Origin of the sequence: Roseateles albus, assembly GCF_028595345.1 — a bacterium.
GTDB classification, from domain to species: Bacteria; Pseudomonadota; Gammaproteobacteria; order Burkholderiales; family Burkholderiaceae_C; genus Paucibacter_A; species Paucibacter_A albus.
The window spans coordinates 204,699-229,142 of record NZ_JAQQXT010000002.1 but is presented as its reverse complement, the minus strand read 5'-3'; the positions used below and the strand labels follow the sequence as shown (position 1 = coordinate 229,142).

Genomic DNA, 24,444 nt, shown 5'->3' with positions numbered 1-24,444 from the left:
GGTTTCTCTCATTCACGCGAAGGAATCTCTATGTACAAGATCAAACTCACGGCACTGGCCCTCACTTTGGGCTTGGCCCTTAGCAGCGCTGGCGCTGTGACACTGCGCTGGGCGGCTCAGAATGACATTCTGACCATGGACCCGCACTCGCAGAATCACACCACCACCATTGCCATCCTGATGCACGCCTACGAGGGCCTGACGCGCTACAACGACAAGTTCCAGGTCGAGCCGGCGCTGGCAACCAAATGGACATATATCTCGCCGACGCAGGTACGTTTTGATTTGCGCAAGGGCGTCAAATTCCATGACGGATCGCCCTTCACCGCCGATGACGTGATCTTCACCTTCGGGCGCATCAGCCAGCCGCAAGGCACGATGCAGACCTATGTGGCCGGCATCAAAGAGATCAAGAAGATCGACGATCACACCATCGATGTGATGCTGAACGCGCCCACGCCCATCCTGCTGCGCAACATCATCGACTTCCGCATCATGAGCAAGGCCTGGGCCGAGAAGAACAAGACCACCAATGTTCAGGACTACAAGGCCAAGGAAGACAACTACGCCTCGCGCAACGCCATGGGTACCGGCGCTTACAAGATCACCGGCTGGCAGCCCGATCAGAAAATCACCATGGTGGCCAACAAGGACTGGTGGGATGCCAAAAACGCCAGCAACGTCAGTGAGGTCATCTACACACCGATCAAATCGGACCCGACCCGGGTGGCAGCGCTCTTGTCCGGTGATGTCGACCTGCTGACCGACCTGCCCACACAAGACGTCGCCAAGCTCAAACTTGACGCCAAGCTCAAGGTGGTCGAGGGCCCGGAGGTGCGCACCATCTTCTTCGCGATGGACCAAGGCAGCGAGGAGTTGGCCGGCGCCAGCGTCAAGGGCAAGAACCCCTTCAAGGATAAAAGAGTTCGCGAGGCGATGAGCGTGGCGATTGACCGCGAGGCGATCAAGCGCACCATCATGCGCGGCCTGTCGATTCCGGCCGGCATCATGGTGGCGCCGGGCGTCAACGGCAACACGCCCGATATCGATGTGCCGCACAAGGTCGACATCGAAAGATCCAAAAAGCTGTTGGCCGAGGCCGGCTACGCGAGCGGCTTTGAGGTGCCGCTGAACTGCCCGAACAACCGCTACGTCAATGACGAAGAGGTCTGCCAGGCCGTGGTGGCGATGTGGGCCAAGATCGGCATCAAGGCGCGCCTGGCCGCCCTGCCCTTCTCGCAACATAGCCAGACCTTCCAGCGCTTTGAGGCGCCGCTCTATATGCTGGGCTGGGGGGTGGCCACCTTCGACGCGCAGTTCACCCTACAAAGCCTGGCCCACACCCGCACCAGCGGCGCCGATGGCAATTTCAATTACTCAAGATTGAGCGACGCGCAGTTGGATCAGCTGATCGCCAGCATGAAGACGGAAACCGATGTAGCCAAGCGAAATGCCCTGATCCGAGAGGCCTTGCTGCGCGTGCGGGACGAATCCTTCTTCATTCCGCTGCACCATCAGATGCGGCCCTGGGCCATGCGAGCTAACGTTGAAACCGTACACCGCTCGGACGACCGGCCCGAAGCGCGCTTCACCCATATCAAGTAAAGACCAAGATGCTTGCGGTCCTGAACGGTTCAGGCCCGCAAGCGCTCGCGCAGGCCGGACGGCGTCTGCCCGAACCAGCGTCGCACGGTACGGCTGAAGTTGGATGTGTCTTCAAAGCCGAGCTGGGCGGCAATTTCTTCGACCGAGTTCTGGGTGTGTCGCAGCTGCCAAAGCGCTTGCTCCTGCCGCACGCCGTCCAGCAAGGCCTGGTAGCTGCTGCCTTCGGCGCGCAAACGGCGTATCAGCGTGCGCACCGAAACATGGCAAGCCTCGGCCAAGGCCAGCGCCGTGGGATAGGGCTCCGGCGCGCGCCGCTGCAGCAGGAGCTGACGCAGGCGCTGCGACCAGGGGCCTATGCCTCCTGCCGTCAGTGCCAGCTCGCGCTCGCAATCGTCACGCGCCGCCTCGAAGGCGCGCGAATTCGCCGTGATGCATGGCGCCTCCAGCATGGCAGCATCGAGGTGAAAAGCCAGCGAAGGCGCGTCGAACACCAGGGCACCGCCTTCGACCAAACGCTCGTATCGATCGCACCAGACCGGAGGCGCAAAAGGCAGCTCGACGCGAAGCCCGCGCAGGCGGTGGCCCACCACGGTCTCCATCAAACGCAGCGCGGTGCCGAACACCATGTCGAGCACAAAGCCGCGCGCGGCGCCGAGGTCGGCACTTTCATGCGCACGCAGCACGGCGCCTTCCGGGTGCTCGGTCAATTCAAAACGCAGCAAATCATTGCGCAGACTGGAGAAGCGGGCCACCGTAGCCAGCGCCTGGCGCAAGTCGCGACTAGCCACCACCGCCGAGCCCACGCCGCCATGGGTCGAGATATGCGCCATCTGCCCCAACTCGATGCCCAGCCAAGGTCGACCACTGGATGCAATTGCCGCTTGCGCCAACAGCTGCACGACAGCAAAGTCCAGCATCTTCTCTTCGGTCGCAAGCCCCTCCCAGCTCAATCCAGCCTCGGCCAAAGCCAGCTCCATGTCCGCCCCCAGGCCGCGCAGCAACATGCATAAGAGCCGCGCATAGGTCGGATGCACTCTGGCTGCTTGGGTGGGGTTCGGCTGCGGGCTCATTGTTTGTCACTTTAGGACGATCACTTGCCACTTGCCACGGTGTTTGCACGGGGGCGAGCCAGCCACACTGACACAAACAACAGGAGACAGACAATGACCCTCAGCGTGCCCGACCTCATGCAAGGAGACCCGGCCTCAACGCCGCCCGCCAGCCCTTATGTGGACCGTAAACGTTATGCCTGGCTGATGAGCCTGCTGGTGCCGGCCTCGGTCACCTTGGGGCCGGCCCTGCTGCTTTGGAGCGGCGACGCGCGCCTGCTGTGGCTGCCGGTGGCCTTTCTTTACGGCGTGGTGCCGCTGATCGACTGGCTCCTGGGCAGCGACCGCAGCAACCCGCCCGAGTCTGCCGTGCCGGCGCTGGACGCCGACCTGTTCTATCGCCGCATCACCTATGCGCTGGTGCCAATTCTTTGGCTGGCCTTCACCTTCTGCGTCTGGTTCGTGGCTACACACGACCTACCTTGGCACGGCATGCTCGCAATGGTGATCATCACCGGTTCCGTCGGCGGCTTTTGCATCAACCTGGGCCATGAGCTGGGCCACAAGCAAACCAAGCTCGAGCGCTGGCTGGCCAAGCTGGTGCTATCCACCACTGCCTATGGTCATTTCTATATCGAACATAACCGCGGGCATCACCGGGATGTAGCCACGCCACTGGACCCGGCTTCCTCGCGCATGGGCGAGTCGATTTATAGCTTCGTGCTGCGCGAAATGCCTGGCGCCTTCAAGCGCGCCTGGACCCTAGAGAGCGAGCGTCTGCGCAAGGCGAATCTGCCGGTCTGGTCGCTGCACAACGAGATCTTGCAGCCGGCGCTGATTACCTTGGCGCTCTGGGGCGCCTTGACAGTCTGGCTGGGGCCACAAGTGCTGCCTTTCATCCTGGCCACCGCCTTCTGGGCCAACTTCCAGCTGAGTTCCGCCAACTACATCGAGCATTACGGGTTGCTGCGCCAAAAGCTTGCCAATGGCCGCTACGAGCCCTGCCAGCCCCATCACTCCTGGAACAGCAATCACATATTTTCCAACTGGGCGGTGTTCCACTTGCAGCGCCATTCGGACCACCACGCTCATCCGCTGCGCCGCTATCAGTCGCTGCGCCACTTCGAGAATCTGCCGCAATTGCCCAGCGGCTACTTCGGCATGTTCAGCATTGCCTACATCCCGCCGCTATGGTTTCGGGTGATGGATGAGCGGCTCTTGGCCGTGGTCGGCCGCGACCCGGCGCGCATCAATTTTGAGCCGGCAAGGCGAACCGGCTTGATGGCCAAATACCGGCTGGGCTGAAATTCGCCGGCTGTTGCCCTGTATGTAAATCCCCTCATATCCAGACCAGCACGCCGGACGCAAGATGCCGCACAGTCGACATCGGAGAGTCCATCGTGCAAACCAGACCACCCATTTACAAATCACTCTACGCCCAGGTCATCACAGCCATCGTCTTGGGCGTGTTGCTGGGCCACTTCTACCCGGAGAGTGGTGCGGCGATGAAGCCGCTCGGCGACGGCTTCATCAAGCTGATCAAGATGATCATCGCGCCCATCATCTTCTGCACCGTGGTGGTCGGCATCGCCGGCATGGAGGACATGAAAAAGGTCGGCAAGACCGGTGGCCTGGCCCTGCTGTACTTTGAGATCGTCTCCAGCCTGGCCCTGGTGATTGGCTTGATCGTTGTCAACGTGCTGCAGCCCGGCGCCGGCATGAATGTGGACCCAGCCGCACTAGACACCAAGAGCATTGCCCCCTACACCGCGCCCGGCAAGATGCAGACCACCACCGAGTTCTTGCTGGCCATCATCCCCACCACCGTGGTCGATGCCTTCGCCAAGGGCGAGATGCTGCAAGTACTCTTGATCGCCCTGCTGTTCGGCTTTGCTCTGCACCGCTTTGGCGGCCGCGGCACCATGGTGTTCGACCTGATCGAGAAAAGCTCGCATGTGCTGTTCGTGATCGTCGGCTACATCATGAAGCTGGCCCCGATCGGCGCGTTTGGGGCAATGGCCTTCACCATCGGCAAATACGGTCTGGGCTCGCTGCTGCAGCTGGCCAAGCTGATGGGCAGCTTCTACCTGACCTGCCTGCTGTTCATCGTCATCGTGCTGGGCAGCATCGCACGCGCGCATGGTTTCTCGATCTTCAAATTCATCCGCTACATCAAGGAAGAACTGCTGATCGTGCTGGGCACCTCTTCATCCGAGTCGGTGCTGCCGCGCATGATGGCCAAGATGGAAAACCTCGGCGCCAAGAAATCCACTGTCGGCCTGGTGATTCCGACCGGCTACTCCTTCAATCTGGACGGCACCTCGATCTACCTGACCATGGCAGCGGTCTTCATCGCGCAGGCCACCAACACGCCGATGACGCTGACGCAACAACTGACCCTGTTGGCCGTGCTGCTGTTGACCTCAAAGGGCGCAGCTGGCGTGACCGGCAGCGGCTTCATCGTGCTGGCCGCCACGCTCAGCGCCGTCGGCGGCATCCCGGTCGCGGGACTGGCTTTGATCCTGGGCATTGACCGCTTCATGAGCGAGGCGCGCGCGCTGACCAATTTGATCGGTAACGGCGTGGCCACCCTGGTGGTCGCGAAATGGACCGGCGACCTGGATGTTGAGCGCATGAACCGACACCTGAACAACGAGACCGATCTGGAGGCCGACGCGCCCGAGCAGGTGCTGGACCGCGTCAACCTGCACCTCAAGACCTGATCAGCCCAAAGCTAAACGCGCCCTGGCGGCCTGATATTCGGCCGCCAGGCGCGCGACCAGCTGACCGGCCGGCAACACCTCGCGCACCGCGCCAATGCCCTGGCCGCAGCCCCAGATTTCCTTCCAGGCCTTGGCGGAGCTGCCGCCGAAGTTCATCGCACTGGGGTCACTCTCGGGCAGTTTGTCAGGGTCCATGCCGGCATTGACGATAGAGCCACGCAGGTAGTTGCCGTGCACGCCGGTGAACAGATTGCTGTAAACGATGTCATCGCTATTGCTGTCCACAATCATCTGCTTGTAGGCGTCTGCCGCGCGCGCTTCATCGGTGGCGATGAAGGCCGAGCCGATATAGGCGAAGTCCGCCCCCATCGCTTGGGCCGCTAACACCGCATCGCCACTGGCAATCGAGCCCGACAAGGCGACTGGGCCGTCGAACCATTCACGGATTTCCTGGATCAGCGCGAACGGGCTTTTCACGCCGGCATGCCCTCCTGCCCCGGCTGCCACCGCGATCAGACCATCGGCACCTTTTTCGATCGCCTTCTTGGCGAACTTGTTGTTGATGATGTCGTGCAGCACGATGCCGCCCCAGGCGTGAACCGCCTGGTTGACGTCTTCACGCGCGCCCAGCGAGGTGATGATGATGGGCACCTTGTACTTGGCGCAGACCGCCATGTCATGCTCAAGTCGGTCGTTACTCTTGTGCACGATCTGGTTGATCGCAAACGGGGCGGCCGGCTTATCCGGGTTGGCCAGGTTGTAGGCGGCCAGTTCGGTGGTGATCTCGTTCAACCACTCGTCGAGCAATTCGGCCGGGCGGGCATTCAGCGCCGGCATCGAGCCGACCACGCCGGCCTTGCACTGGGCAATCACCAGTTTGGGGTTGCTGATGATGAACAGTGGCGAGCCGATGATGGGCAGCGGCAGGTTTTGCAGAATCGGGGGCAAGGACATTGAGAATTTCTCCGTTCAGAAAGCTTCAAGCGACATCGCGGTGACGCTGTCGGCGCCCTCGACGATGGCATCGCGCAGGCCGCCAGCGCGACTCAGAATATGCTCGGCATAAAAGCGCGCGGTGGCGATCTTGGCGGACATGAAGGCGGCGTCATTGCCCGCCGCCAAATGGTCCTCAGCCACCATCAGCGAGCGCGCCAATTGCCAGCCAGCGACCAGATTGCCGGCCAACATTAGATAGGGCACCGAGCCGGCGTAAGCCGCGTTCGGATTGCTGCGTGAATTGGCCGCGATGAAGTCCACCACATCCAGATAAGCCAGACGGGCAGCCGACAAGCGCTTGAGCACCGAGCGCGCGGCGGCGCTGTCACGCGCGGCCAGCTGCGCCTCGGTCGCTTCGACCAAGCCGGCCACCGAGCGGGCAAAAGCGCCGCCGTCGCGGCCGGTCTTGCGGCCGACCAAGTCATTCGCCTGGATCGCGGTCGTGCCTTCATAAATGGTCAAAATCTTGGCGTCGCGGTAATGCTGAGCCGCGCCGGTCTCCTCGATAAAGCCCATGCCGCCATGCACTTGCACGCCCAGGTCGGTGACCTCCAAGCTCATCTCGGTGCTATAGCCCTTGACAAGAGGAACCAGGAATTCATAGAAGGTCTGCGCCTGTTTGGCGATCGCCGCATCAGCGTGGTGATGCGCCGTGTCATAGGCGCTGGCGGCGACGCTGGACATGGCTCGGCAACCTTCAGTCAGCGCGCGCATCGTCATCAGCATGCGGCGCACATCGGGGTGGTGCAGGATGGGCGCGGCGCCACCACCGGCTGCGGTGGAGCCATCAACCGGGCGCGACTGCACACGGTCACGGGCGAAACTCGCTGCCTTTTGGTAGGAGCGCTCGGCCACCGCAATGCCCTGCACGCCGACGCCGAAACGGGCCGCGTTCATCATGATGAACATGTACTCAAGGCCACGGTTTTCCTCGCCAATGAGCGTCCCAACGGCACCGCCATGATCACCGAACTGCAGCACGGCGGTCGGGCTGGCCTTGATGCCCATCTTGTGCTCGATCGACACGCAATGCGCATCGTTGCGGGCGCCCAGAGTGCCGTCGGCATTGACCATGAACTTGGGCACCAGGAACAAGCTGATGCCCTTGACGCCCTCGGGCGCGCCGACCACGCGGGCCAGCACCAGATGGACGATGTTCTCGGCCATATCGTGTTCGCCGTAGGTGATGAAGATCTTGGTGCCGAAGATCTTGTAAGTGCCGTCTGCCTGCGGCTCGGCGCGGGTGCGCACCTGCGCCAAGTCGGAGCCGGCTTGCGGCTCGGTCAGATTCATCGTGCCGGTCCAGCTGCCATCGACCAGCTTGGGGATGAAGATGTTCTTTTGCTCTTCGGACCCAGCGGTCAGCAAGGCTTCGATCGCGCCGTCGGTCAAGAGCGGACACAGCGCAAAGCTGACGTTAGCGCTATTGATCATCTCGCCGCAGGCCGCACCAATGGTCTTAGGCAAGCCCTGGCCGCCAAACTCGTCCGGGTGCTGCAGGCCTTGCCAGCCGCCTTCGGCAAACTGCTTGAACGCTTCTTTGAAACCGGGTGTGGTGAAAACCTGGCCGTCTTTCCAGAAGGACGGGTTCTTGTCGCCTACCCAGTTCAGCGGGGCGATCACGTCTTCGCACAGCTTCGCGCATTCCTCCAGCACGGCTTGCGCGGTGTCGAGGTCAAAGTCGGCAAAGGCGGGAATCTTGTTCAGGGCGGGCAGGTCGGCCAGCGCCTGCATATTGAACATCAGGTCTTTAACGGGGGCGCGATAAGTCATTTTCTAGTCTCCGAATCAAAAAAAGGCGCCGCGACCATGCAGTCGGGCGCCTTCAGGCTTGTTTGTCAAACGCGTGAAATCAAAGCGACTTGACCAGTTCCGGCACAGCCACGAACAGGTCGGCTTCCAGGCCGTAATCGGCGACCGAGAAGATCGGTGCCTCGGCATCCTTGTTGATCGCGACGATCACCTTGGAGTCCTTCATGCCGGCCAGATGCTGGATCGCACCCGAGATGCCACAAGCGATATAGAGCTGGGGCGCCACGATCTTGCCGGTCTGACCGACCTGCCAATCGTTAGGCGCATAACCGGCATCCACAGCGGCGCGCGAGGCGCCGAGTGCCGCGCCGAGCTTGTCGGCCAGCGGTGTCAGCACTTCCATGAACTTGTCGTTCGAGCCCAGAGCGCGGCCACCGGAGACGATCACCTTGGCTGCCGTCAGCTCGGGTCTGTCGTTCTTGGTCACTTCACGGCCGGCGAAGCTGCTCTTGCCACTGTCGGCGGCGGCTGCAATCACTTCAACGGCGGCGCTGCCACCGGTGGCGGCGGCCGCGTCAAAGCCGGTCGTGCGCACGGTCAGGATCTTGACAGCGTCGCCGCTTTGGACGGTGGCGATCGCATTGCCGGCGTAGATCGGGCGCTCGAAGGTGTCGGCGCTGATGACCTTGGTGACGTCGGACAGTTGGGCCATGTCCAGCAAGGCGGCGACGCGCGGCGCCACGTTCTTGCCCGAAGCGGTGGCTGGGAACAGGATGTGGGTGTAGCCGGACGCAATCGCCAGCACTTGGGCGGCGAGGTTTTCGGCCAGGCCGTTTTCCAGCGCGCTAGCGTCGGCGTGCAAGACCTTGGCCACACCGGCGATTTGAGCAGCGGCAGCGGCGGCAGCGGTGGCATTGAAGCCGGCCACCAGCACATGCACGTCGGCACCGGTCGCCAAAGCGGCGGTGACGGTATTCAAGGTTGCGCCCTTGATATGGGCGTTGTCGTGTTCAGCAATAACGAGAGCAGTCATTGGGGATTCTCCGAATTCTTCTGATCAGGTTTAGCCAATGACCTTGGCTTCGTTCTTCAACTTGTCGACCAGGGCGGCCACATCGGCCACCTTGATGCCGGCGCTGCGCTTAGGCGGCTCCTCGACCTTCAAGGTCTTGATGCGCGGCGCGACGTCCACACCCAGATCGGCCGGCTTGATCACGTCCATCTGCTTCTTCTTAGCCTTCATGATGTTGGGCAGCGTCACATAACGCGGCTCATTCAGGCGAAGGTCGGTGGTGATGACGGCGGGCAGCGACAGCTTGACCGTCTCCAGGCCACCGTCGACTTCACGCGTCACGGCCACCGAATCCGCGGTCAGCTCGACCTTGCTGGCGAACGTGCCTTGCGGCATGCCGGTCAGCGCGGCCAGCATCTGGCCGGTCTGGTTGCAGTCATCATCGATCGCCTGCTTGCCCAGGATCACCAGGCCGGGCTGCTCTTTATCGACCAGGGCCTTGAGCAGCTTGGCAACCGCCAGCGGCTGCAACTCGGCATCGGTTTCGATCAAGATGGCGCGGTCGGCGCCAATCGCCATCGCGGTGCGCAGGGTTTCCTGGCACTGCGTGACGCCGCAAGACACGGCGATCACTTCGGTGACGATGCCCTTCTCTTTCAGTCGTACCGCCTCTTCGATGGCGATTTCATCAAAAGGGTTCATCGACATTTTCACGTTGGCGATATCCACGCCGCTGCCGTCGCTCTTGACGCGCACCTTGACGTTGTAGTCGACCACGCGTTTGACTGGGACCAGGACTTTCATCGATTACTCCAAGACTAATTGACGTTAACGTTAACCAGATTCTACGGGGGCGGCCCAGCAGCCCGGCAGCTTCTTTGCCGCAAAGCAGTAAAAAAGCACGATCGTTCTATTCTAGCCACTATGCCGGAGCTGCCCGACGACAAAAGCTAGACTGCCGCACTTAATGATCTCGACCATTCCTTCCAACCCGGCTTGCCTGGGTGTTTTTGACTCCGGCGTCGGCGGCCTCACCGTCTTGCGCGAGCTGCACCGCCTGCTGCCCGAGGTGCCCATGCTTTATGTCGCCGACGCAGCACATGCGCCCTATGGCCAGCGCGAACCCGACTACATCATTCAGCGCAGCCTGATCGTGGCCGAGCACTTGATAGACCAAGGCGCGCGGGTCTTGGTGGTGGCTTGCAATACCGCCACCGCACACGCGATCGGCGCGCTCAGGCAGCGCTGGCCTGAGCTGCCCATCGTCGGTACCGAGCCCGGCATCAAGCCGGCGGTGGCGGCCAGTCGCAACGGCCGCATCGGTGTGATGGCCACGCCGTCCACCATTGCCAGCGCCCGCTTTGCCGATTTGATTGCCCGCCACGCTGGCGCTGCACAGGTCTTCAGCCAGCCCTGCCCGGGCCTGGTCGCCTTGATTGAGCGCGGAGAGTTGGAAACACCGGCCTTGCATCAATTACTCGCCCAGCTGTGCCAGCCCTTGGTCGACGCCCAGGTTGACACCGTCTTGATGGGCTGCACCCATTACCCCCTGGTGCAGCCGGCTTTACAGCGAGTGCTGGGCGAGCAAGTCAAGCTGCTCAATATCGAATCGGCGGTGGCGCAGCAAGCGGCCAAACAATGGCAAGGCTTGGACTTGGCGGCAGCCACAGCGGCGCCAATGCTGCTGACGACGGGCAGCGCCGACGCACTGACGCAGTTCGTCCAGCAAGCGCTGGCTTGGCCGCTACAAGCCCAGGCCTTGCGCCTTTAGACACTCACCTCACTTCACCTCGCGCGCCAGCTTGAGCATCTGCGAGCTCAGCACCAGCCCGCGCCGCTTGGCCTCGGTGTGATTGATGCGAAAAGCCAGGCCGTTGGGTTCGGCGACCAGCGCGATCACCGCGCCATTGCGAAAGGCCTCAGCGCTGTCGCCGACCACCAAGACCGGCTCAGCGGCCAGCGCTGCCGTCCAGCGCTGCAGCTCGGCCCGCTCATCGAAGCCCAAGAGCAGCAGCTGGCATTGCGCCGCTTGTTGCGGCTCGGTCAACACGCGCAGGCGGCTACTGGCCTCGCCATGGGCTTTGGCCGTTAGTGCCTGCAGCGAGGCCTGCATGGCGGCATTGCCGGCCACACAATAAGTGAATTCGCGCATCGGGGGCGGCGGCCACTGCGTGAACTGCGCAAAGCGATAAATAAAAGCAGCGCGCAGCTGGGCATCATCCAAGGCCGGCGCTGCGCTGACGCTCAACACCGCGCTCATACCGAGCAAGGCGGCCGCGAGGCGGCTGAGCAGGCGCGCGCGCTTCATGAACCAAACCTCCAGCTCAGCGCAAGCTGCACCGAGCGGCCCGGCTGCTGCGAGGCGGACTGGTCCACCCGGGGTCGGTCAATCACGCGGGTATTGCCGAGGTTGTAAAAACCCAGGCTCAGGTCAACGTCCAGCCGGGGGCGCCACAGCAAATTGACATTATTCAGCCAATATCCGGGCAGGCTTTGGGCCGCCGTCTGGCGCTGGCTCATCGCGAATGACTGCCAAGACAGTTGCAAGGCGTCGCCCCAAATGGGCTGGCTATAAAACAACTTGAACAGGGCAGCCGGCGAGTTGCTAAGACCCGCACCTTGCTCGTCCCGGCTGCGCTGCAAAGACAGGCCCATGCGCAAGCGCGCGCCCTGGTCCCAGCGCCGCTCCAGCTCCAGCTCGCTGCCATAGTTACGCAAGGGCCGGCTGTTCTCGTACACCGGCAAATCGACTTGATTCAGTTCGATCAAATCCAAGAGCCTTGATGCGAAGACCGACACGCGGTACTGCAACTGCGGAGTCAGCGCTTGGTCCCAGGCTGCCTCCAGGGTTCGCACCCGCTCAGGTTTTGGCAGAGCCACCTCCCATGAGGAATTCAAGGCAAACTCATTCAGATTCGGGGCTCGAAAGGCACTGCCGTACATCAGCCGCAGCGTCGCGTCGCTCACGCCACTCCAAACCCAAGCCAATCGCGGGTTGATGCTGGGGTCGGCCACCTTGGAGCTGTCGCGGCGCAGGCCCAGAATCAGTTGCTGCTTGTCGGCGATTTGCCATTCATCCTGGACAAATATGCCGACCCGTCGGTTATCGCCAAAAAACTCCTGCAAAGCCGGCTCGCCTTCCAAGCCGGTGAGAATTCTCATCTCGGCATCGTTTTGAAGTTCCAGCCCAGCCATCAAGCGGTGATTGGCCCAGCGCCGCGTGCTCAGTCTAAGATCCCAGTTAGACCAGCGGCCCCGCGAGGTGGTGCCGAAGAGTCGTTGCTGGCCAGACTGCGGATCCATAGAGGGAAAGCGATCCCGGTAATTGCTGCGCTTAGCCGAGACGCTGGCGAACAAATCCCAGTCCGGGCCTAGGCTGCGCTCATGGTTCAGCGCTACAAAGCTATTGTCCGAGAGGATGTAAGCCTGATCGAATTGGGCAGGCATGCTCTCGGCCCGGTAGCTCGGCGCACCAAGCTTGGCCTCGCTGTAACCCGCTCGAAGCGCCCAGTCGCCCGCATTGAAGCTGCCAAACAGCCGCTTGCTGTTCGTCCAAAGAAGTTCGCGCTGCGCGTTCACGGCCTCGGGCGGCGTTTCGTAGGGCAAGGCGATGTGGTCTTGCCTGGCTTCGCTCGCTGCCAACCAGCCCTCCCAACCCGCTTCGGAGCGATGCCCGAGGCTGATCCTGGCCTGCTGCAGGCCCAGTGAATCCCGGCTGGCACGCAGCTCCGCCCCGCCGAGCTTGTCGGCCCGCTTGCTCATCACATTGACCACACCGAGGAAGGCGTTATTGCCATACAGCGCCGAACCCGGCCCGGGCGTGAACTCCACCCGCTCGATCAGTTCGGCATCGAGGAAAAAATCACCTCCCAGCAGCGCCGCGTCATAGACGTTTTCATTCACTCGCATGCCGTCGATCAAGAACAACAAGCGAGTATTGAGGTCGCCCGGGCGGCCCAGGCCGCGTGCGCCGACATAGCTAAAAAATCCGTCACTGGTGGTGTAAAGCCCGGGCAGTGCACGCAAGATATCGCTGATGTTGCGAAAGCCAAAACGGGCAATTTCGTTGGCGGTGATGACGTAAGTCGTCGAGGGCGCCTGCGCCGCGCTTTGGGTAAAGCGTGAAGCGGTACTGACCTCCACATCCCGCGGCACCTCTTTCAGGGGCTGACGCAAGAGTTCCTCCAGCCCCATTTCTTGATCCGGGTCGGCAGGCGCAGGGGCGGCCGAAGATGCAGCGGATGACGCGCCGATGGCCAAGAGCAGCAAGGCCGCTGCGGCCAATTTAGCTCGAAGCAGCATGGTTCGCCCTTCTGAAGGTGTTCTTGCCGGCACGCTTGGCCGCGTACATTGCCACATCGGCCGCACTCAAAAGCTGCGAAGCCTCGACCTCATCGGTGGGACAAAAAGCCAAGCCCACCGTGGCGCCTATCGGCATCAAATGCCCACCAAGCACCATGGGCTCGCGGATCGCGGCGATCAAGCGTAGCGCCAATTGCTCGGCGGCGGCCTCGTCGGGCACGACCGGGAGAATCAATCCGAACTCATCGCCGCCCAAGCGGCACAAGACATCACCGGATCGCAGCACCCGGCTCATGCGAGCGGCTACCTCACACAGCACGGCGTCGCCGGCATCATGACCATGCCTGTCATTGACCAACTTGAAGCTATCCAGGTCGATGAACATCAAGGCCATCAGCACGGCGTTCTGGCAGCTGTGAGCGATATGCCGCTGCAAGGCTGACTGGAAATACAAGCGATTGGGCAGCTTGGTCAGGCTGTCTTGATGCGCGAGTTGCTCGAACTGTTGGCCGGCAATTTGCTCGCGTTGGAGTCGCTGATTCAGCTCGGTCTGGCTGATCTCGACCCGCTTGAGCATCTGGTTGAAGCGCTCGCTCAAACGCCCGACTTCATCGGCGCCATGGATCTGCGCGCGCTGGCTGAAGTCTTGGCTGGTCGCGATATTTTCTGCCAGCCTGGAAAGCTCCACGATGGGCGCCAAGGCACGTTTTTGCACCCAGCGCAAAAGTCGCCCAGCGATCAAAATCGCCAAGCCGATAAAAACGGCCGCCACACCGACCATGCGAAGCACGGTGTGTTGCAAAGACTTCAAGCTTTCGTGCACGGTCAGCGAACCTATCAACTCGCCCTTGAGATGAATAGGCACCCAGACATCAAGTGAACTCAGATGCATCTCCACGACAGCGGACGTTCCGGCCAAGTCGGCCGGTGCACGCTCTAGATGGTGGTCGGTCTGACCCACATCCAACCAATGCGCAAAGGTGGAATGATCAAGCCGCGACACCTGCACTTCCAGCACGCCGCCACGACGGGCAAAAGCAGTCAGCTCCAACTGCGCTGCACTGACATCCTCAAACACCAGCATCGGCGCAAGATTGTTGGCCAGCAATTGCGCGTCATGCTTGGCCGATTGAGCTTGGTACTCGCGCGCCACCAGCAAGGAGGCCGTGGCGATCAAAGCAAAGGTCAACAGCATGGTGACCGCCAGCACCTGCAGGTTCAAGCGGGTCAAGCGCCGAACCAAGGACTGAGGTCTTGCAGTCTTCCTAATTGCGGATGAAGTCATGCCAGAGGAATTGATGTGCCGCACTGGGTGCGAGTTTTAACACCAAGGGCAGCCTCCTCATCGCCGGAAAAACAAGGCCTGCCGGCCGCAGCTCAGCTTGCCACTAAACCGTTGCGAATAGCGTACACCGTCAATTCGGAGTTATTCGCCAAGCCCAATTTCTCAAGCACGCGGGCCCGGTAGACGCTGACCGTCTTCGGGCTCAGCGTCAGCTCCTCGGCGATATCGGACAAACGCTTGCCCGAAGCAATCATCACCAAAGTCTGCAGCTCACGGTCCGAGAGCTTCTGATGCGCCTGCTCATTGACCGGCGCGGTCAAGCTCTCTACCAACATTTGCGCGATCTCGGGCGTCACATACTTGCGCCCCTGCGCCACCGTGCGCACTGCCTGCACCAGCACCTGCGGGTCACCGCCCTTGTTGACATAGCCGTAGGCACCCGCACGCAGCGCGCGGATCGCGTATTGATCTTCCGGGTACATCGACACGATCAAGGTACGGATCGAGGTGCCCTCGTCCTTCATCACATGCAATACATCCAGACCGCTGCGCCCGGGCATATTGATGTCGAGCACCAACACGTCAATGGCCGAATTCGGCCCCAAGTCCCGCAGCAAACTGCGCAGCTCGCCGTAGTCGGAGGCCTCGCCGATGACCTCGATATCGGCCACATCGGACAAGGTGTCACGGATGCCGCGCCGGATCAAGGCATGGTCATCGCAAAGAATAACCTTGATCATGGCTGCACCCAACCGGCGGATGCGGCAGTCGCTTCAGCTACAGGCTGTACCGGAGTTTGCCCCTCGTCGACGCCGGCGAAGTCCAGCGACTCCATCTGCAGCGGCACCGAAAGTATCAGGCTCACGCCCTTGTTATTGCTGCTCAAGTCCACCCATCCCCCTACGGTTGCGGCGCGTTCGTGCAGGCCGCGAATACCAAAGCTGCGCGCCTTGGCCAATGCGCCGGGCGCAATGCCCACCCCATTGTCGCTAACTTCGAGCGTCAAGACCCCGGAGTCCACGCTCAGATCAATATCGACCCGGCTGGCATTCGCATGCTTGGAGACATTGGTCAGCGCCTCTTGCGCCGTGCGGTAAGCCACCAAGGGCACACCGGCCGGCAGCTGCATCTCGTTTTCACTGCTGCAACGCAATGTCACCACGATGCCGGTGCGGCGCTCAAAGCGCGCGGCCATCCATTGCACGGCGGCAACAAGGCCCTGCTCCAGAATGGCCGGCCGCAAATTTTGCATGATGCGCTGGCTGGCCTCGATGGCACCGGTGACGGTCTCCAAGGCCGACTCGACCCGCTGCAAAACCCCGGCGTCCTTGGCATGACGCTGAATCCAGGCCAGATCGAACTTCAGCGCGGTCAGGGAGCCGCCGACATCATCATGAATCTCGCGAGCAATCGCGGCCCGCTCCATCTCGACGCTGGTCTGCAGATGACCCGCCAATTCATGCAGACGCTGTTTGGATTTGATCAACTCGCGATCCGCTTCAATGCGAGCACGTTCAGACTCGCAGGCCTCGATCGCATGCAGCAAGGCCGGCGCCAGGCGGGCCAAATCCTTTTTGAGCAAATAGTCAGAGGCACCGGTGCGCATCGCCGCCACGGCGGTGTCTTCGCCGATCTCGCCCGACACCAAAATGAAAGGCAGCAGCAGCTTGCTGGCTTTCAACATATCCAACACCACCAGACCCGAAAAACCCGGCAGGTTGTAGTCCGAGATCAGCGCGTCCCAGGGTTGTGTGAGTGCGCGGCTAACTTCGGCCAGGCTGTCTATCCGTTCGAGTTCAATATTCAATCCGGCACGGCGCAGCTGCGCCATGATCAGCTGATGATCAAGCTCTGAATCTTCTATATGGAGTACGCGCAGGTGGCGCTCGGCAGTTGGCATCGACATGGTGGCGAAGTATGCAGGCAATGCGTGAAGGATTGACCCAGGGGAACCCGTTGCTACAACTAGTTTGCAACTGCCCGGCATCACAACAAAGGGTAAACCCTTGCATCAAATGCAGAGCCTGTGTAGATTGCGAAGAAATAGCCTGCTTCTGTGGCTATTGTCCTGTCGACAGATGCGCCAGAAATGCCGAAGATGCGTTCAAGCAACGGGTCGCCGTGGGTTGCTTGAGTTGACCTCCTTCTTTTGAGGCGGCTTTGGCCCCGCAAGGACCCATAAGCATGGAGCAAAGATGCCGATGAATGAATCAAGCGATCCCTTCGACCCAGGGATGACCCCTTTGCTGGCGGCCGCCGAGCTGCAAGATCACCTGATGACGGTCACCCATGATCTGGAGCGCCTGCAACGCTTGCTGGACGATGCGGGAGAAGCGCTCTCCATGCATTTCTACAGCGCCTCTAGCCATGTTCATGGCTTGATCCAGCAGTCCGGCGAACAGACCGACAGTACCCACCACCCCGTCTTGAAGAAAGTCATCGAAGACATTGCTGGCGCCATCACGGCCTTGCAATTTCAAGACATGGCCACGCAGTTGATTGCACATACCAGCCAGCGCCTGCGCAACTGCGCCGATCAGCTGGCCCGCGATACCTTTGGCGACGACGAAGACGGCGAATCCGTCGTTGAACTAGCACCCTTGCGACCCAACCCAGTCACACAAGACGAGATGGACGCGGGTTCGATCGAATTGTTCTAAAGAAACCTGTTCAGTTACCGAAATCAGCTTGATACCCCGGAGAGACAACAATGCACTCAATCCTTGCCGTGGACGATTCGGCCTCGATGCGCCAAATGGTCGCCTTCACACTCAAAAACGCTGGCTTCAACGTCGTTGAAGCAGTGGATGGGCAAGACGCGCTCGAAAAGTCGACAACACGCGACTTCGACTTGGTCCTGACCGATCAAAACATGCCGCGCATGGACGGGATTAGCCTGACCAAGAAATTGCGTGATAACCCCAAGTTCAAGACCACCCCGATCCTGATCTTGACGACCGAGTCCAGCGACCAGATGAAACAAGCCGGCCGCGCCGCAGGCGCCACCGGCTGGCTGGTGAAGCCCTTCGACCCAGCCAAGCTGATCGAAGTCATTGGCAAGGTCATTCGCTAAACCGTCGTCAAATTGGAGTAAAGCATGGGAGAAATGACTTCCGAGGGCGCCAGCCTGAGCGCTGGAATCGACCTCAGCCAGTTTTACCAAGTCTTCTTCGAGGAGGCGGGCGAGAATCTCGACAATATGGAGCAGATGCTGCTCAACCTGAATATCGAGACCGCTGACGACGAAGAGCTCAATGCCATCTTCCGCTGCGCCCACTCGATCAAGGGCGGCGCAGCTACCTTCGGCTTCAGCGATGTGGCTGAACTGACGCACCAAATGGAGACCTTGCTGGACAAGCTACGTCGCCATGAGCTGCAGCCTACCTCGCCGATGGTCGACACCTTGCTGCAATCGGGTGATGCCTTGCGCGCCCAATTGGGGCGCCATCAGGGCTCCGGCGCAGCGGCCGTTGACACCACCGATCTCCTGAACAGCATTCGCGGCTTTGTGGAGAGCGAACAAGCCGACTTCGACGCGCCGGTCGCCGCAGCACCCGCACCCGCCGCTGTCGCGGCGCCGAAAGCCCCCAAGGCAGCCCCCGTCAAGCCTGGCGTGCGTGAATTGGAAATGCGGGTCGGCCCTCTGACCGATCTGAGTCTGGCCGACAACCTGGTCGACCTGTTCAAAGAGATCACCGACCTCGGCACGATTGAGCCTTTGGACGGCGGTGTGGCGGCCGACGGCGTACGTCGCTTCAAAGTGCTAACCAGTAGCTCGGACGGTGATTTGCTCGACTTGTTCACCTTCCATGTGGCGCGCGAGCAAGTCAATTTGCTGCCCTTTGGCCCAGGTTTTGGTTTCCACGAGGGCTCGCCCGGCTCGCCAGCCGCAGCAGCGCCCGCAAGTTCAGCGGCGGCTCAAGAGGCCGAGCTGGGCTATGGCTTTTTTGACAATGCGCCCGGTGTTCCCGAACCAACCCCCGCCAGCGAGCTGAAAGTACAAGTCGAAGCGGCCAAGCCCGCCGTCGTGGCGCCCGCAGCAGCGGCACGCCCTGCGGGCGGACCAGCGGCCGGCATGGAACAGTCAACGCTGCGCGTCTCGATCGAAAAGGTGGACCAACTGATCAACCTGGTCGGTGAATTGGTCATTACGCAGGCCATGCTGGCGCAGAACAGCCGCGATGTGGCGCCGGGCCTGTACCAACAGCTGACCTCCGGTCTGGCCGATCTGGAGCGCAACACGCGCGACTTGCAAGAGTCGGTGATGTCGATCCGGATGATCCCGATGTCCATCGTGTTCAACCGCTTCCCGCGCATGTTGCGCGACTTGGCTGCCAAGCTGGGCAAGAAGGTCGAGTTGGTGACGCAGGGGGAAGCAACCGAGCTGGACAAGAGCTTGGTGGAGAAGATCACCGATCCGCTGACGCACTTGGTTAGAAACAGCTGCGACCACGGCATCGAAATGCCCGCCGACCGTCTTGCCAAGGGCAAGCCCGAGCATGGCACCATCACCCTGGTCGCTTCGCACCAAGGCGGCTCCATCGTCATTGAGGTACGCGATGACGGCAACGGCTTGAACCGCAACCGCTTGATCAAGAAGGCACGCGAGAAAGGCATCGACGCGCCTGATTCGATGAGCGACTCGGACGTCTGGAACTTGATCTTCGCGCCGGGCTTCTCGACCGCCGATCAGGTCACCGATGTGTCTGGACGCGGCGTCGGCATGGACGTGGTGAAGCGAAACATTACTTCCTTGGGCGGCACGGTGGAGATCGACTCCGCTGAAGGCTACGGCATGAAGGTTTCGGTGCGCCTGCCGCTGACCCTGGCCATCATGGACGGCATGAGCGTAGGCGTCGGCGAAGAGGTCTACATCTTGCCGCTGTCCTCGGTGATCGAGTCCTTCCAAGTGCAGGCCGACACCATCAAGACCGTCGCCGGCTCGGGCCGGGTAGTCGAGGTGCGCGATGAATACATGCCGGTGATTGGTCTTGAAACCATCTTCCAAGTGCCTCGCTTTGACTTCGAACATGTCAGCACCATCATGGTGGTCGTCGAAGCCGAAGGCGGTCGCGTTGCATTGCTGGTGGATGAACTGCTGGGCCAGCAACAAGTGGTGGTGAAGAACCTCGAAGCCAATTACCGCAAGGTGCCCGATGTATCGGGCGCCACCATCATGGGTGATGGTCGGGTGGCCTTGATTCTCGACGTCGGCAGCTTGGTGCGGCGTTCGCGTCATTGACGCCCTCCCTTTTTCACGCATCACTTCTTCAGAAAGCCTCCAAAAAATATGAGCGCATTGATCCGGCAATTCAGCATTCGCACCCGCATGATCGGAGCGATCGCGATGGTTTTGGGCCTGCTGCTGCTGGTAGGTGGCGTCGGCTATATGGGCATGAATACGCTGCGGGATCACAACCAGCAGATCGTTGAGAACTCATCCGCACTCGCCAAGCAGGCAACTGCATTGACTCAATTCATGGAGTCCGGCGCTGGCAAAGAAGGCGGCGCCCAGCAAGAAAAGCTGCTGAGTGAAATCAAGGCCTCGCTGAAGCAGAACGCGGATTTTGCGCAAGCCCATGGCAAGGGCGCCCGGGACAATAGCTTGATGACCTTCATCATCGTGCTCAGTCTTGGCGCCATCATCGTCGTGCCCTTGACCTTGCTGAATATGCAAAGCATCTGCACGCCCTTGGCACAAGCCGACGCCTTGGCCAACGCCATCGCGAATGGAGACTTGACCGGTTCCTCCGAAGCTATTGAAGGCCAGGACGAAGCTTCCCACCTGATGCGTTCGCTGCAGAACATGCAGCAAGCCCTGCAGGGATTGGTGAGCCAATTGCGCACGTCGGCAGACAGCATTCGCACTGCCTCGGTGGAGATCGCCTCGGGCAACCAAGACTTGTCCAACCGCACCGAACAGACTGCCTCCAACCTGCAACAAGCCGCATCGTCCATGGTGCAGCTGACCGGCACGGTTCGTCAGACCGCCGATTCGGCCCGCACCGCCAACCAGCTCGCCACCTCGGCCTCGCATGCTGCGGCCAAGGGCGGCGAAGTGGTCGGCCAAGTGGTGTCAACCATGGACGACATCAACACCAGCTCAAAGAAGATCAGTGACATCATCGGTGTGATCGACAGCATTGCCTTCCAAACCAATATCTTGGCCTTGAACGCTGCGGTGGAAGCGGCCCGAGCCGGGGAACAAGGCCGCGGCTTTGCCGTCGTGGCCAGCGAAGTGCGCTCCTTGGCGCAGCGTAGCGCCGAAGCGGCGCGCGAGATCAAAACCTTGATTGGCGCAAGCGTTGAGCGGGTCGAGGTGGGTTCGCGCTTGGTACAAGAAGCCGGCTCCTCGATGACCGACATCGTTTCCAGCGTGCAGCGCGTATCCGACATCATCGGCGAGATCACGGCGGCCGCGAGTGAGCAGAGCGACGGCATTGAGCAGGTCAACCAGTCGGTTGTGCAGTTGGACCAGATGACCCAACAAAACGCCGCGCTGGTGGAGGAATCTGCCGCAGCTGCCGAAAGTCTTAAAGACCAAGCCGAACAACTGGCCGAGGCTGTGGGTAAATTCCGCACCAGCAACGAGGCCAAGCCGCTGCACCGGGCGCCCAAGGCCAACGCGAAAACGCCCGTCAAGAGCAGTCCGCCCAAAGCAGCCCCAGCGCACATGGTCCATAAAGCGGCGATGAGCAGCAGCCCGAGCCCCGCGCCGCGGCCCGCAGCGCCGTCAATTTCAGCGTCACCGGCCCCAAAAGCCAAGGCGCCTGCTCCGTCCAGCCAGAGCGAGAGCGAGTGGGAATCCTTTTAAGTTCTCTTCCTTACGTCACCCATCCATCCCGTACAGATAACGAGGTAAGCCATGGAAACCACCCGAGATAATGTTCCGGCCTTGCGCCAAGAAGCCGGCAGCCTGGCAATGAAGAACCGCGGACCGTCCAGCGGCGAGTTTTTGACCTTCCGCCTGGGCGCTGAAGAGTACGGCATCGATATCCTGAAGGTTCAGGAAATCCGCTCCTACGAGCCGCCCACCCGCATCGCCAACGCGCCCGACTTCATCAAGGGCGTTGTCAATCTGCGTGGCGTGATTGTGCCCATCGTTGACTTGCGCTTGAAGCTGGGATGTCCTTCCGCCGAATACAACAGCTTCACCGTGGTGATTGTGCTGAACGTCAGAAACCGTGTGGTTGGCGCGGTTGTCGATTCGGTGTCCGACGTGTTGGAGTTGAACCGCGACGCAATTCGCCCCGCGCCTGAACTCAACTCCACTTCGGTGGACACCAGTTTCATCACAGGCATTGGCACCGTCAATGACCGCATGTTGATTTTGATGGACATCGAAGGCCTGATGAGCAGCTCGGACATGGGTCTGATGGACTCCCTGACGGTTTAAGGGTTTAAAGACCCTAAGGCCCGAAAGCCTGAAGGTTTGATTTCCTCATCGACCCCGTCAGTACCGAATAAGCTTGTGAGGCCGGCTCCATGCCCGCTGGCGATGCGGCCCGCAAGAAACCCACTGAGCGGAGTTTTGATATGAAGAGCAAAACCACTTCGATCGCACGCCGCGTATCGACCATAGGCGGGATCACCTTGGCGGTGGTTCTGCTCGCCGTCAGTGGCATTGTCAGCGTGATGCTGACGCGGGTCGCCAATGAACGCGTGCAGATCTGGGTCGGTGACAAGGCGCAATCGCTGGTTGACTCCATGCATGCGATGGACGAGTCCTCGCGCATCTTGGTTGAGCGAAATTTTGGCTCTTTACGCCAGGAGTTCGGACCCAGCTTCAGCTTGGACGAAGCCACAGGGGACCTGCGGGACTGGGGTCCCAAGCTGAACGGCAACTTCACGCAGGTCGACAAATTTGCCGGCGCCACCGGCGGCGTGGCGACTGTTTTCGCAGCCAAGGGTGATGACTTCGAACGTATCACCACTTCGCTCAAAAACGCCAAAGGCGAACGCGCGATGGGCACGATGCTGGGCAAGGCCCACCCAGCTTACGCCACCGTGCGAGCCGGCAAGCCCTACTCTGGCCGTGCCGTCTTGTTCGGCCGCGCTTACATGACGCATTACTCGCCCATCAAGAACGACGACGGCAAGCTCATCGGCCTGCTCTTTGTGGGCTTTGATCTGGACGCCTTTGAGGTGGCGATGGCAGGCCTGAGCGCCAACGCCAAGTTTTTTGAAAGCGGCGGCACGTTCTTGGTCGCCGCTGGCCAAGATATGTCCAAGGCCACATTTGCGGCGCACCCCACCGCAAAAGGAAAATTGGTCGCCGATTTCATGCCGGGCCTGGACAAAGCATTGACCGATTTGGGCGCCAGCAGTGACGGCTATATCTCCAGCTTCCCCAATGTGCTGGCCAGCCCAAGAGATGACAATTTCGCCGTCGTACGCAAGAGTGACAAGACGGGACTATGGGTGGTCGCGCAAGTCTCCCGCAGCGAAGCAATGGCCTCGCATTGGGCCACCTTGGTGCCGTTTTGGATCATGCTGACCTTGACCACCATAGGCCTCGGCCTGGGGCTGTTCTGGATGATGCGCAACTGGGTCGCGCGTCCGCTGGGAGCGCTGACCAACGCGGTAAGCGCGATCGCGCAAGGGGATCTGACACAGTCGGTCATCAGCACCCGTGATGACGAAATCGGCTTATTGATTCAACAAACCGAGGCCATGCGCGAGCGCTTGGCCGACACCATTGGCACGGTACGCATGTCGGTCGACTCGATCGGCCACGCCAGCGCCGAGATCGCCACCGGCAACCAAGACTTGAGCCAGCGCACCGAGCAGACCGCTTCGAATCTGCAACTGGCCTCCTCGTCGATGACGGAGCTGACCGGCACGGTCAAGCAAACCGCCGATTCCGCCCGCACCGCCAATCAATTGGTGATGTCGGCAGCCAGCGCCGCGGCCAAGGGCGGCCAGGTTGTGGGTCAAGTCGTGGCCACCATGGACGACATCAACACCAGCTCACGCAAGATCAATGACATCATCGGCGTCATCGACGGCATCGCATTCCAAACCAATATCTTGGCCTTGAATGCTGCGGTGGAAGCCGCCCGGGCCGGCGAGCAAGGCCGTGGCTTTGCGGTAGTGGCCAGCGAGGTGCGCTCCTTGGCACAGCGCAGCGCGGCGGCGGCCAAAGAGATCAAAACCCTCATCGGGGCCAGTGTGGAACGGGTCGAAATGGGCTCCCGCTTGGTGCAAGACGCCGGGACTTCGATGACTGAAATCGTCTCGAGTGTGCAGCGTGTGCAAGACATCATCGGCGAGATCACGGCCGCTGCCAGCGAGCAAAGCGACGGTATCGGCCAAGTCAACCAGTCGGTGACGCAGTTGGATCAGATGACGCAGCAAAACGCCGCCCTGGTGGAAGAGTCAGCCGCGGCAGCCGAAAGCCTGAAGGATCAAGCCCATAAGCTGATCGAGGCAGTGTCCGTCTTTCAAGTGGCCCAGTCCGCCAACGCCAGACCTGCGGCCCATAAGCCCGCTGCCTCGCAGGCGCACAAGCCCAGCACGGCAGCGCCCGCATTTGCACCAAAGCCAGCCAAGCCGAGCACAGCTGTCAAAAAGGCAGCCACAGCGCCGCCCGCAGCCTCGATATCCGCAAGACCGGCCGCCCCTGCGGTGCCCGCAAAACCGGCTGCAGCGCCGCCCTCTAGCTCCAATGAGAGCGAGTGGGAAAGTTTCTGACCGATTGGCCTTTTCATCAGACTACAT

Annotated in this window: 20 protein-coding genes; 10 read left to right on the top strand and 10 right to left on the bottom strand. The window is 61.1% G+C overall.

Annotation, left to right across the window (positions count from 1 at the left end; all coding sequences use genetic code 11):
* Positions 1-30: 30 nt before the first annotated feature.
* Positions 31-1,605 carry an ABC transporter substrate-binding protein gene (locus tag PRZ03_RS03940; protein WP_273599127.1) on the top strand — a complete coding sequence of 525 codons (1,575 nt, stop codon included), beginning with the start codon at positions 31-33 and terminating at the stop codon, positions 1,603-1,605.
* Between the two features lie 29 nt (positions 1,606-1,634).
* Here PRZ03_RS03940 and PRZ03_RS03935 read toward each other — a convergent pair whose 3' ends face one another.
* Entirely contained in the window at positions 1,635-2,675 is a 1,041-nt protein-coding gene (locus PRZ03_RS03935; RefSeq protein WP_273599126.1) for an AraC family transcriptional regulator, read from the bottom strand.
* Positions 2,676-2,768: 93 nt separating this feature from the next.
* Here PRZ03_RS03935 and PRZ03_RS03930 point away from each other — a divergent pair, with 93 nt between their 5' ends.
* Complete coding sequence (locus tag PRZ03_RS03930; RefSeq protein WP_273599125.1) at positions 2,769-3,959, top strand: alkane 1-monooxygenase; 1,191 nt, start codon at positions 2,769-2,771, stop codon at positions 3,957-3,959.
* Between the two features lie 92 nt (positions 3,960-4,051).
* Positions 4,052-5,377 (top strand): dicarboxylate/amino acid:cation symporter, encoded by a 1,326-nt coding sequence (locus tag PRZ03_RS03925; protein ID WP_409993923.1) that lies wholly within the window; start codon positions 4,052-4,054, stop codon positions 5,375-5,377.
* On the opposite strand, the gene PRZ03_RS03920 is transcribed toward PRZ03_RS03925, so the two are convergent.
* The 4 genes from PRZ03_RS03920 to PRZ03_RS03905 all read right to left on the bottom strand — a co-directional run bounded on the left by PRZ03_RS03920 (position 5,378) and on the right by PRZ03_RS03905 (position 9,941).
* A complete protein-coding gene (locus PRZ03_RS03920; protein WP_273599123.1) occupies positions 5,378-6,331 on the bottom strand; it encodes an NAD(P)H-dependent flavin oxidoreductase in 954 nt (317 codons plus the stop codon).
* A 15-nt stretch (positions 6,332-6,346) separates the two neighbouring features.
* A complete protein-coding gene (locus PRZ03_RS03915; protein ID WP_273599122.1) occupies positions 6,347-8,146 on the bottom strand; it encodes an acyl-CoA dehydrogenase in 1,800 nt (599 codons plus the stop codon).
* A gap of 79 nt (positions 8,147-8,225) precedes the next feature.
* Positions 8,226-9,158, bottom strand: coding sequence for an electron transfer flavoprotein subunit alpha/FixB family protein (locus PRZ03_RS03910; protein ID WP_273599121.1), 933 nt, complete (start codon positions 9,156-9,158; stop codon positions 8,226-8,228).
* 30 nt (positions 9,159-9,188) lie between these two features.
* Positions 9,189-9,941, bottom strand: coding sequence for an electron transfer flavoprotein subunit beta/FixA family protein (locus PRZ03_RS03905; RefSeq protein WP_273599120.1), 753 nt, complete (start codon positions 9,939-9,941; stop codon positions 9,189-9,191).
* A 163-nt stretch (positions 9,942-10,104) separates the two neighbouring features.
* Here PRZ03_RS03905 and murI point away from each other — a divergent pair, with 163 nt between their 5' ends.
* Positions 10,105-10,908 (top strand): glutamate racemase, encoded by an 804-nt coding sequence (murI, locus tag PRZ03_RS03900; protein WP_273599119.1) that lies wholly within the window; start codon positions 10,105-10,107, stop codon positions 10,906-10,908.
* Between the two features lie 9 nt (positions 10,909-10,917).
* Here the strand turns inward: murI and PRZ03_RS03895 are convergent, their stop codons facing one another.
* The 5 genes from PRZ03_RS03895 to PRZ03_RS03875 all read right to left on the bottom strand — a co-directional run bounded on the left by PRZ03_RS03895 (position 10,918) and on the right by PRZ03_RS03875 (position 16,630).
* Positions 10,918-11,445: a YfiR family protein gene (locus PRZ03_RS03895; protein WP_273599118.1), complete on the bottom strand. Its 528-nt coding sequence runs from the start codon at positions 11,443-11,445 to the stop codon at positions 10,918-10,920.
* Positions 11,442-13,439 carry a TonB-dependent receptor plug domain-containing protein gene (locus PRZ03_RS03890; protein ID WP_273599117.1) on the bottom strand — a complete coding sequence of 666 codons (1,998 nt, stop codon included), beginning with the start codon at positions 13,437-13,439 and terminating at the stop codon, positions 11,442-11,444. Before PRZ03_RS03890 ends, PRZ03_RS03895 begins: the two co-directional genes overlap by 4 nt.
* The gene (locus PRZ03_RS03885) at positions 13,423-14,670 is read right to left on the bottom strand and encodes a sensor domain-containing diguanylate cyclase (RefSeq protein ID WP_273599116.1); all 1,248 of its coding nucleotides are present in this window, start codon (positions 14,668-14,670) and stop codon (positions 13,423-13,425) included. Before PRZ03_RS03885 ends, PRZ03_RS03890 begins: the two co-directional genes overlap by 17 nt.
* Before the next feature lie 146 nt (positions 14,671-14,816).
* Positions 14,817-15,464: a response regulator gene (locus PRZ03_RS03880; RefSeq protein ID WP_263531895.1), complete on the bottom strand. Its 648-nt coding sequence runs from the start codon at positions 15,462-15,464 to the stop codon at positions 14,817-14,819.
* Entirely contained in the window at positions 15,461-16,630 is a 1,170-nt protein-coding gene (locus tag PRZ03_RS03875) for a hybrid sensor histidine kinase/response regulator (RefSeq protein ID WP_409993917.1), read from the bottom strand. Before PRZ03_RS03875 ends, PRZ03_RS03880 begins: the two co-directional genes overlap by 4 nt.
* A 289-nt stretch (positions 16,631-16,919) precedes the next feature.
* Between PRZ03_RS03875 and PRZ03_RS03870 the strand changes: the two genes are divergently transcribed.
* The 6 genes from PRZ03_RS03870 to PRZ03_RS03845 all read left to right on the top strand — a co-directional run bounded on the left by PRZ03_RS03870 (position 16,920) and on the right by PRZ03_RS03845 (position 24,417).
* Positions 16,920-17,384 (top strand): hypothetical protein, encoded by a 465-nt coding sequence (locus PRZ03_RS03870; protein WP_409993916.1) that lies wholly within the window; start codon positions 16,920-16,922, stop codon positions 17,382-17,384.
* Positions 17,385-17,434: 50 nt separating this feature from the next.
* Entirely contained in the window at positions 17,435-17,797 is a 363-nt protein-coding gene (locus PRZ03_RS03865) for a response regulator (RefSeq protein ID WP_263531893.1), read from the top strand.
* Positions 17,798-17,821: 24 nt separating this feature from the next.
* Positions 17,822-19,966, top strand: a complete 2,145-nt coding sequence (locus PRZ03_RS03860; protein ID WP_273599114.1) for a chemotaxis protein CheA — start codon at positions 17,822-17,824, stop codon at positions 19,964-19,966.
* A gap of 48 nt (positions 19,967-20,014) precedes the next feature.
* Positions 20,015-21,538, top strand: coding sequence for a methyl-accepting chemotaxis protein (locus PRZ03_RS03855; protein ID WP_273599113.1), 1,524 nt, complete (start codon positions 20,015-20,017; stop codon positions 21,536-21,538).
* 108 nt (positions 21,539-21,646) lie between these two features.
* A complete protein-coding gene (locus tag PRZ03_RS03850; protein WP_263532283.1) occupies positions 21,647-22,120 on the top strand; it encodes a chemotaxis protein CheW in 474 nt (157 codons plus the stop codon).
* Between the two features lie 140 nt (positions 22,121-22,260).
* Positions 22,261-24,417 (top strand): methyl-accepting chemotaxis protein, encoded by a 2,157-nt coding sequence (locus tag PRZ03_RS03845; protein WP_273599112.1) that lies wholly within the window; start codon positions 22,261-22,263, stop codon positions 24,415-24,417.
* Positions 24,418-24,444: the final 27 nt, after the last annotated feature.

Coding starts and splice junctions, on each gene's coding strand:
- PRZ03_RS03940 (WP_273599127.1), top strand. CDS start 31: ATGTACAAGATCAAACTCACGGCACTGGCCCTCACTTTGGGCTTGGCC.
- PRZ03_RS03935 (WP_273599126.1), bottom strand. CDS start 2,675: ATGAGCCCGCAGCCGAACCCCACCCAAGCAGCCAGAGTGCATCCGACC.
- PRZ03_RS03930 (WP_273599125.1), top strand. CDS start 2,769: ATGACCCTCAGCGTGCCCGACCTCATGCAAGGAGACCCGGCCTCAACG.
- PRZ03_RS03920 (WP_273599123.1), bottom strand. CDS start 6,331: ATGTCCTTGCCCCCGATTCTGCAAAACCTGCCGCTGCCCATCATCGGC.
- PRZ03_RS03915 (WP_273599122.1), bottom strand. CDS start 8,146: ATGACTTATCGCGCCCCCGTTAAAGACCTGATGTTCAATATGCAGGCG.
- PRZ03_RS03910 (WP_273599121.1), bottom strand. CDS start 9,158: ATGACTGCTCTCGTTATTGCTGAACACGACAACGCCCATATCAAGGGC.
- PRZ03_RS03905 (WP_273599120.1), bottom strand. CDS start 9,941: ATGAAAGTCCTGGTCCCAGTCAAACGCGTGGTCGACTACAACGTCAAG.
- murI (WP_273599119.1), top strand. CDS start 10,105: ATGATCTCGACCATTCCTTCCAACCCGGCTTGCCTGGGTGTTTTTGAC.
- PRZ03_RS03895 (WP_273599118.1), bottom strand. CDS start 11,445: ATGAAGCGCGCGCGCCTGCTCAGCCGCCTCGCGGCCGCCTTGCTCGGT.
- PRZ03_RS03890 (WP_273599117.1), bottom strand. CDS start 13,439: ATGCTGCTTCGAGCTAAATTGGCCGCAGCGGCCTTGCTGCTCTTGGCC.
- PRZ03_RS03880 (WP_263531895.1), bottom strand. CDS start 15,464: ATGATCAAGGTTATTCTTTGCGATGACCATGCCTTGATCCGGCGCGGC.
- PRZ03_RS03875 (WP_409993917.1), bottom strand. CDS start 16,630: ATGTCGATGCCAACTGCCGAGCGCCACCTGCGCGTACTCCATATAGAA.
- PRZ03_RS03870 (WP_409993916.1), top strand. CDS start 16,920: ATGCCGATGAATGAATCAAGCGATCCCTTCGACCCAGGGATGACCCCT.
- PRZ03_RS03865 (WP_263531893.1), top strand. CDS start 17,435: ATGCACTCAATCCTTGCCGTGGACGATTCGGCCTCGATGCGCCAAATG.
- PRZ03_RS03860 (WP_273599114.1), top strand. CDS start 17,822: ATGGGAGAAATGACTTCCGAGGGCGCCAGCCTGAGCGCTGGAATCGAC.
- PRZ03_RS03855 (WP_273599113.1), top strand. CDS start 20,015: ATGAGCGCATTGATCCGGCAATTCAGCATTCGCACCCGCATGATCGGA.
- PRZ03_RS03850 (WP_263532283.1), top strand. CDS start 21,647: ATGAAGAACCGCGGACCGTCCAGCGGCGAGTTTTTGACCTTCCGCCTG.
- PRZ03_RS03845 (WP_273599112.1), top strand. CDS start 22,261: ATGAAGAGCAAAACCACTTCGATCGCACGCCGCGTATCGACCATAGGC.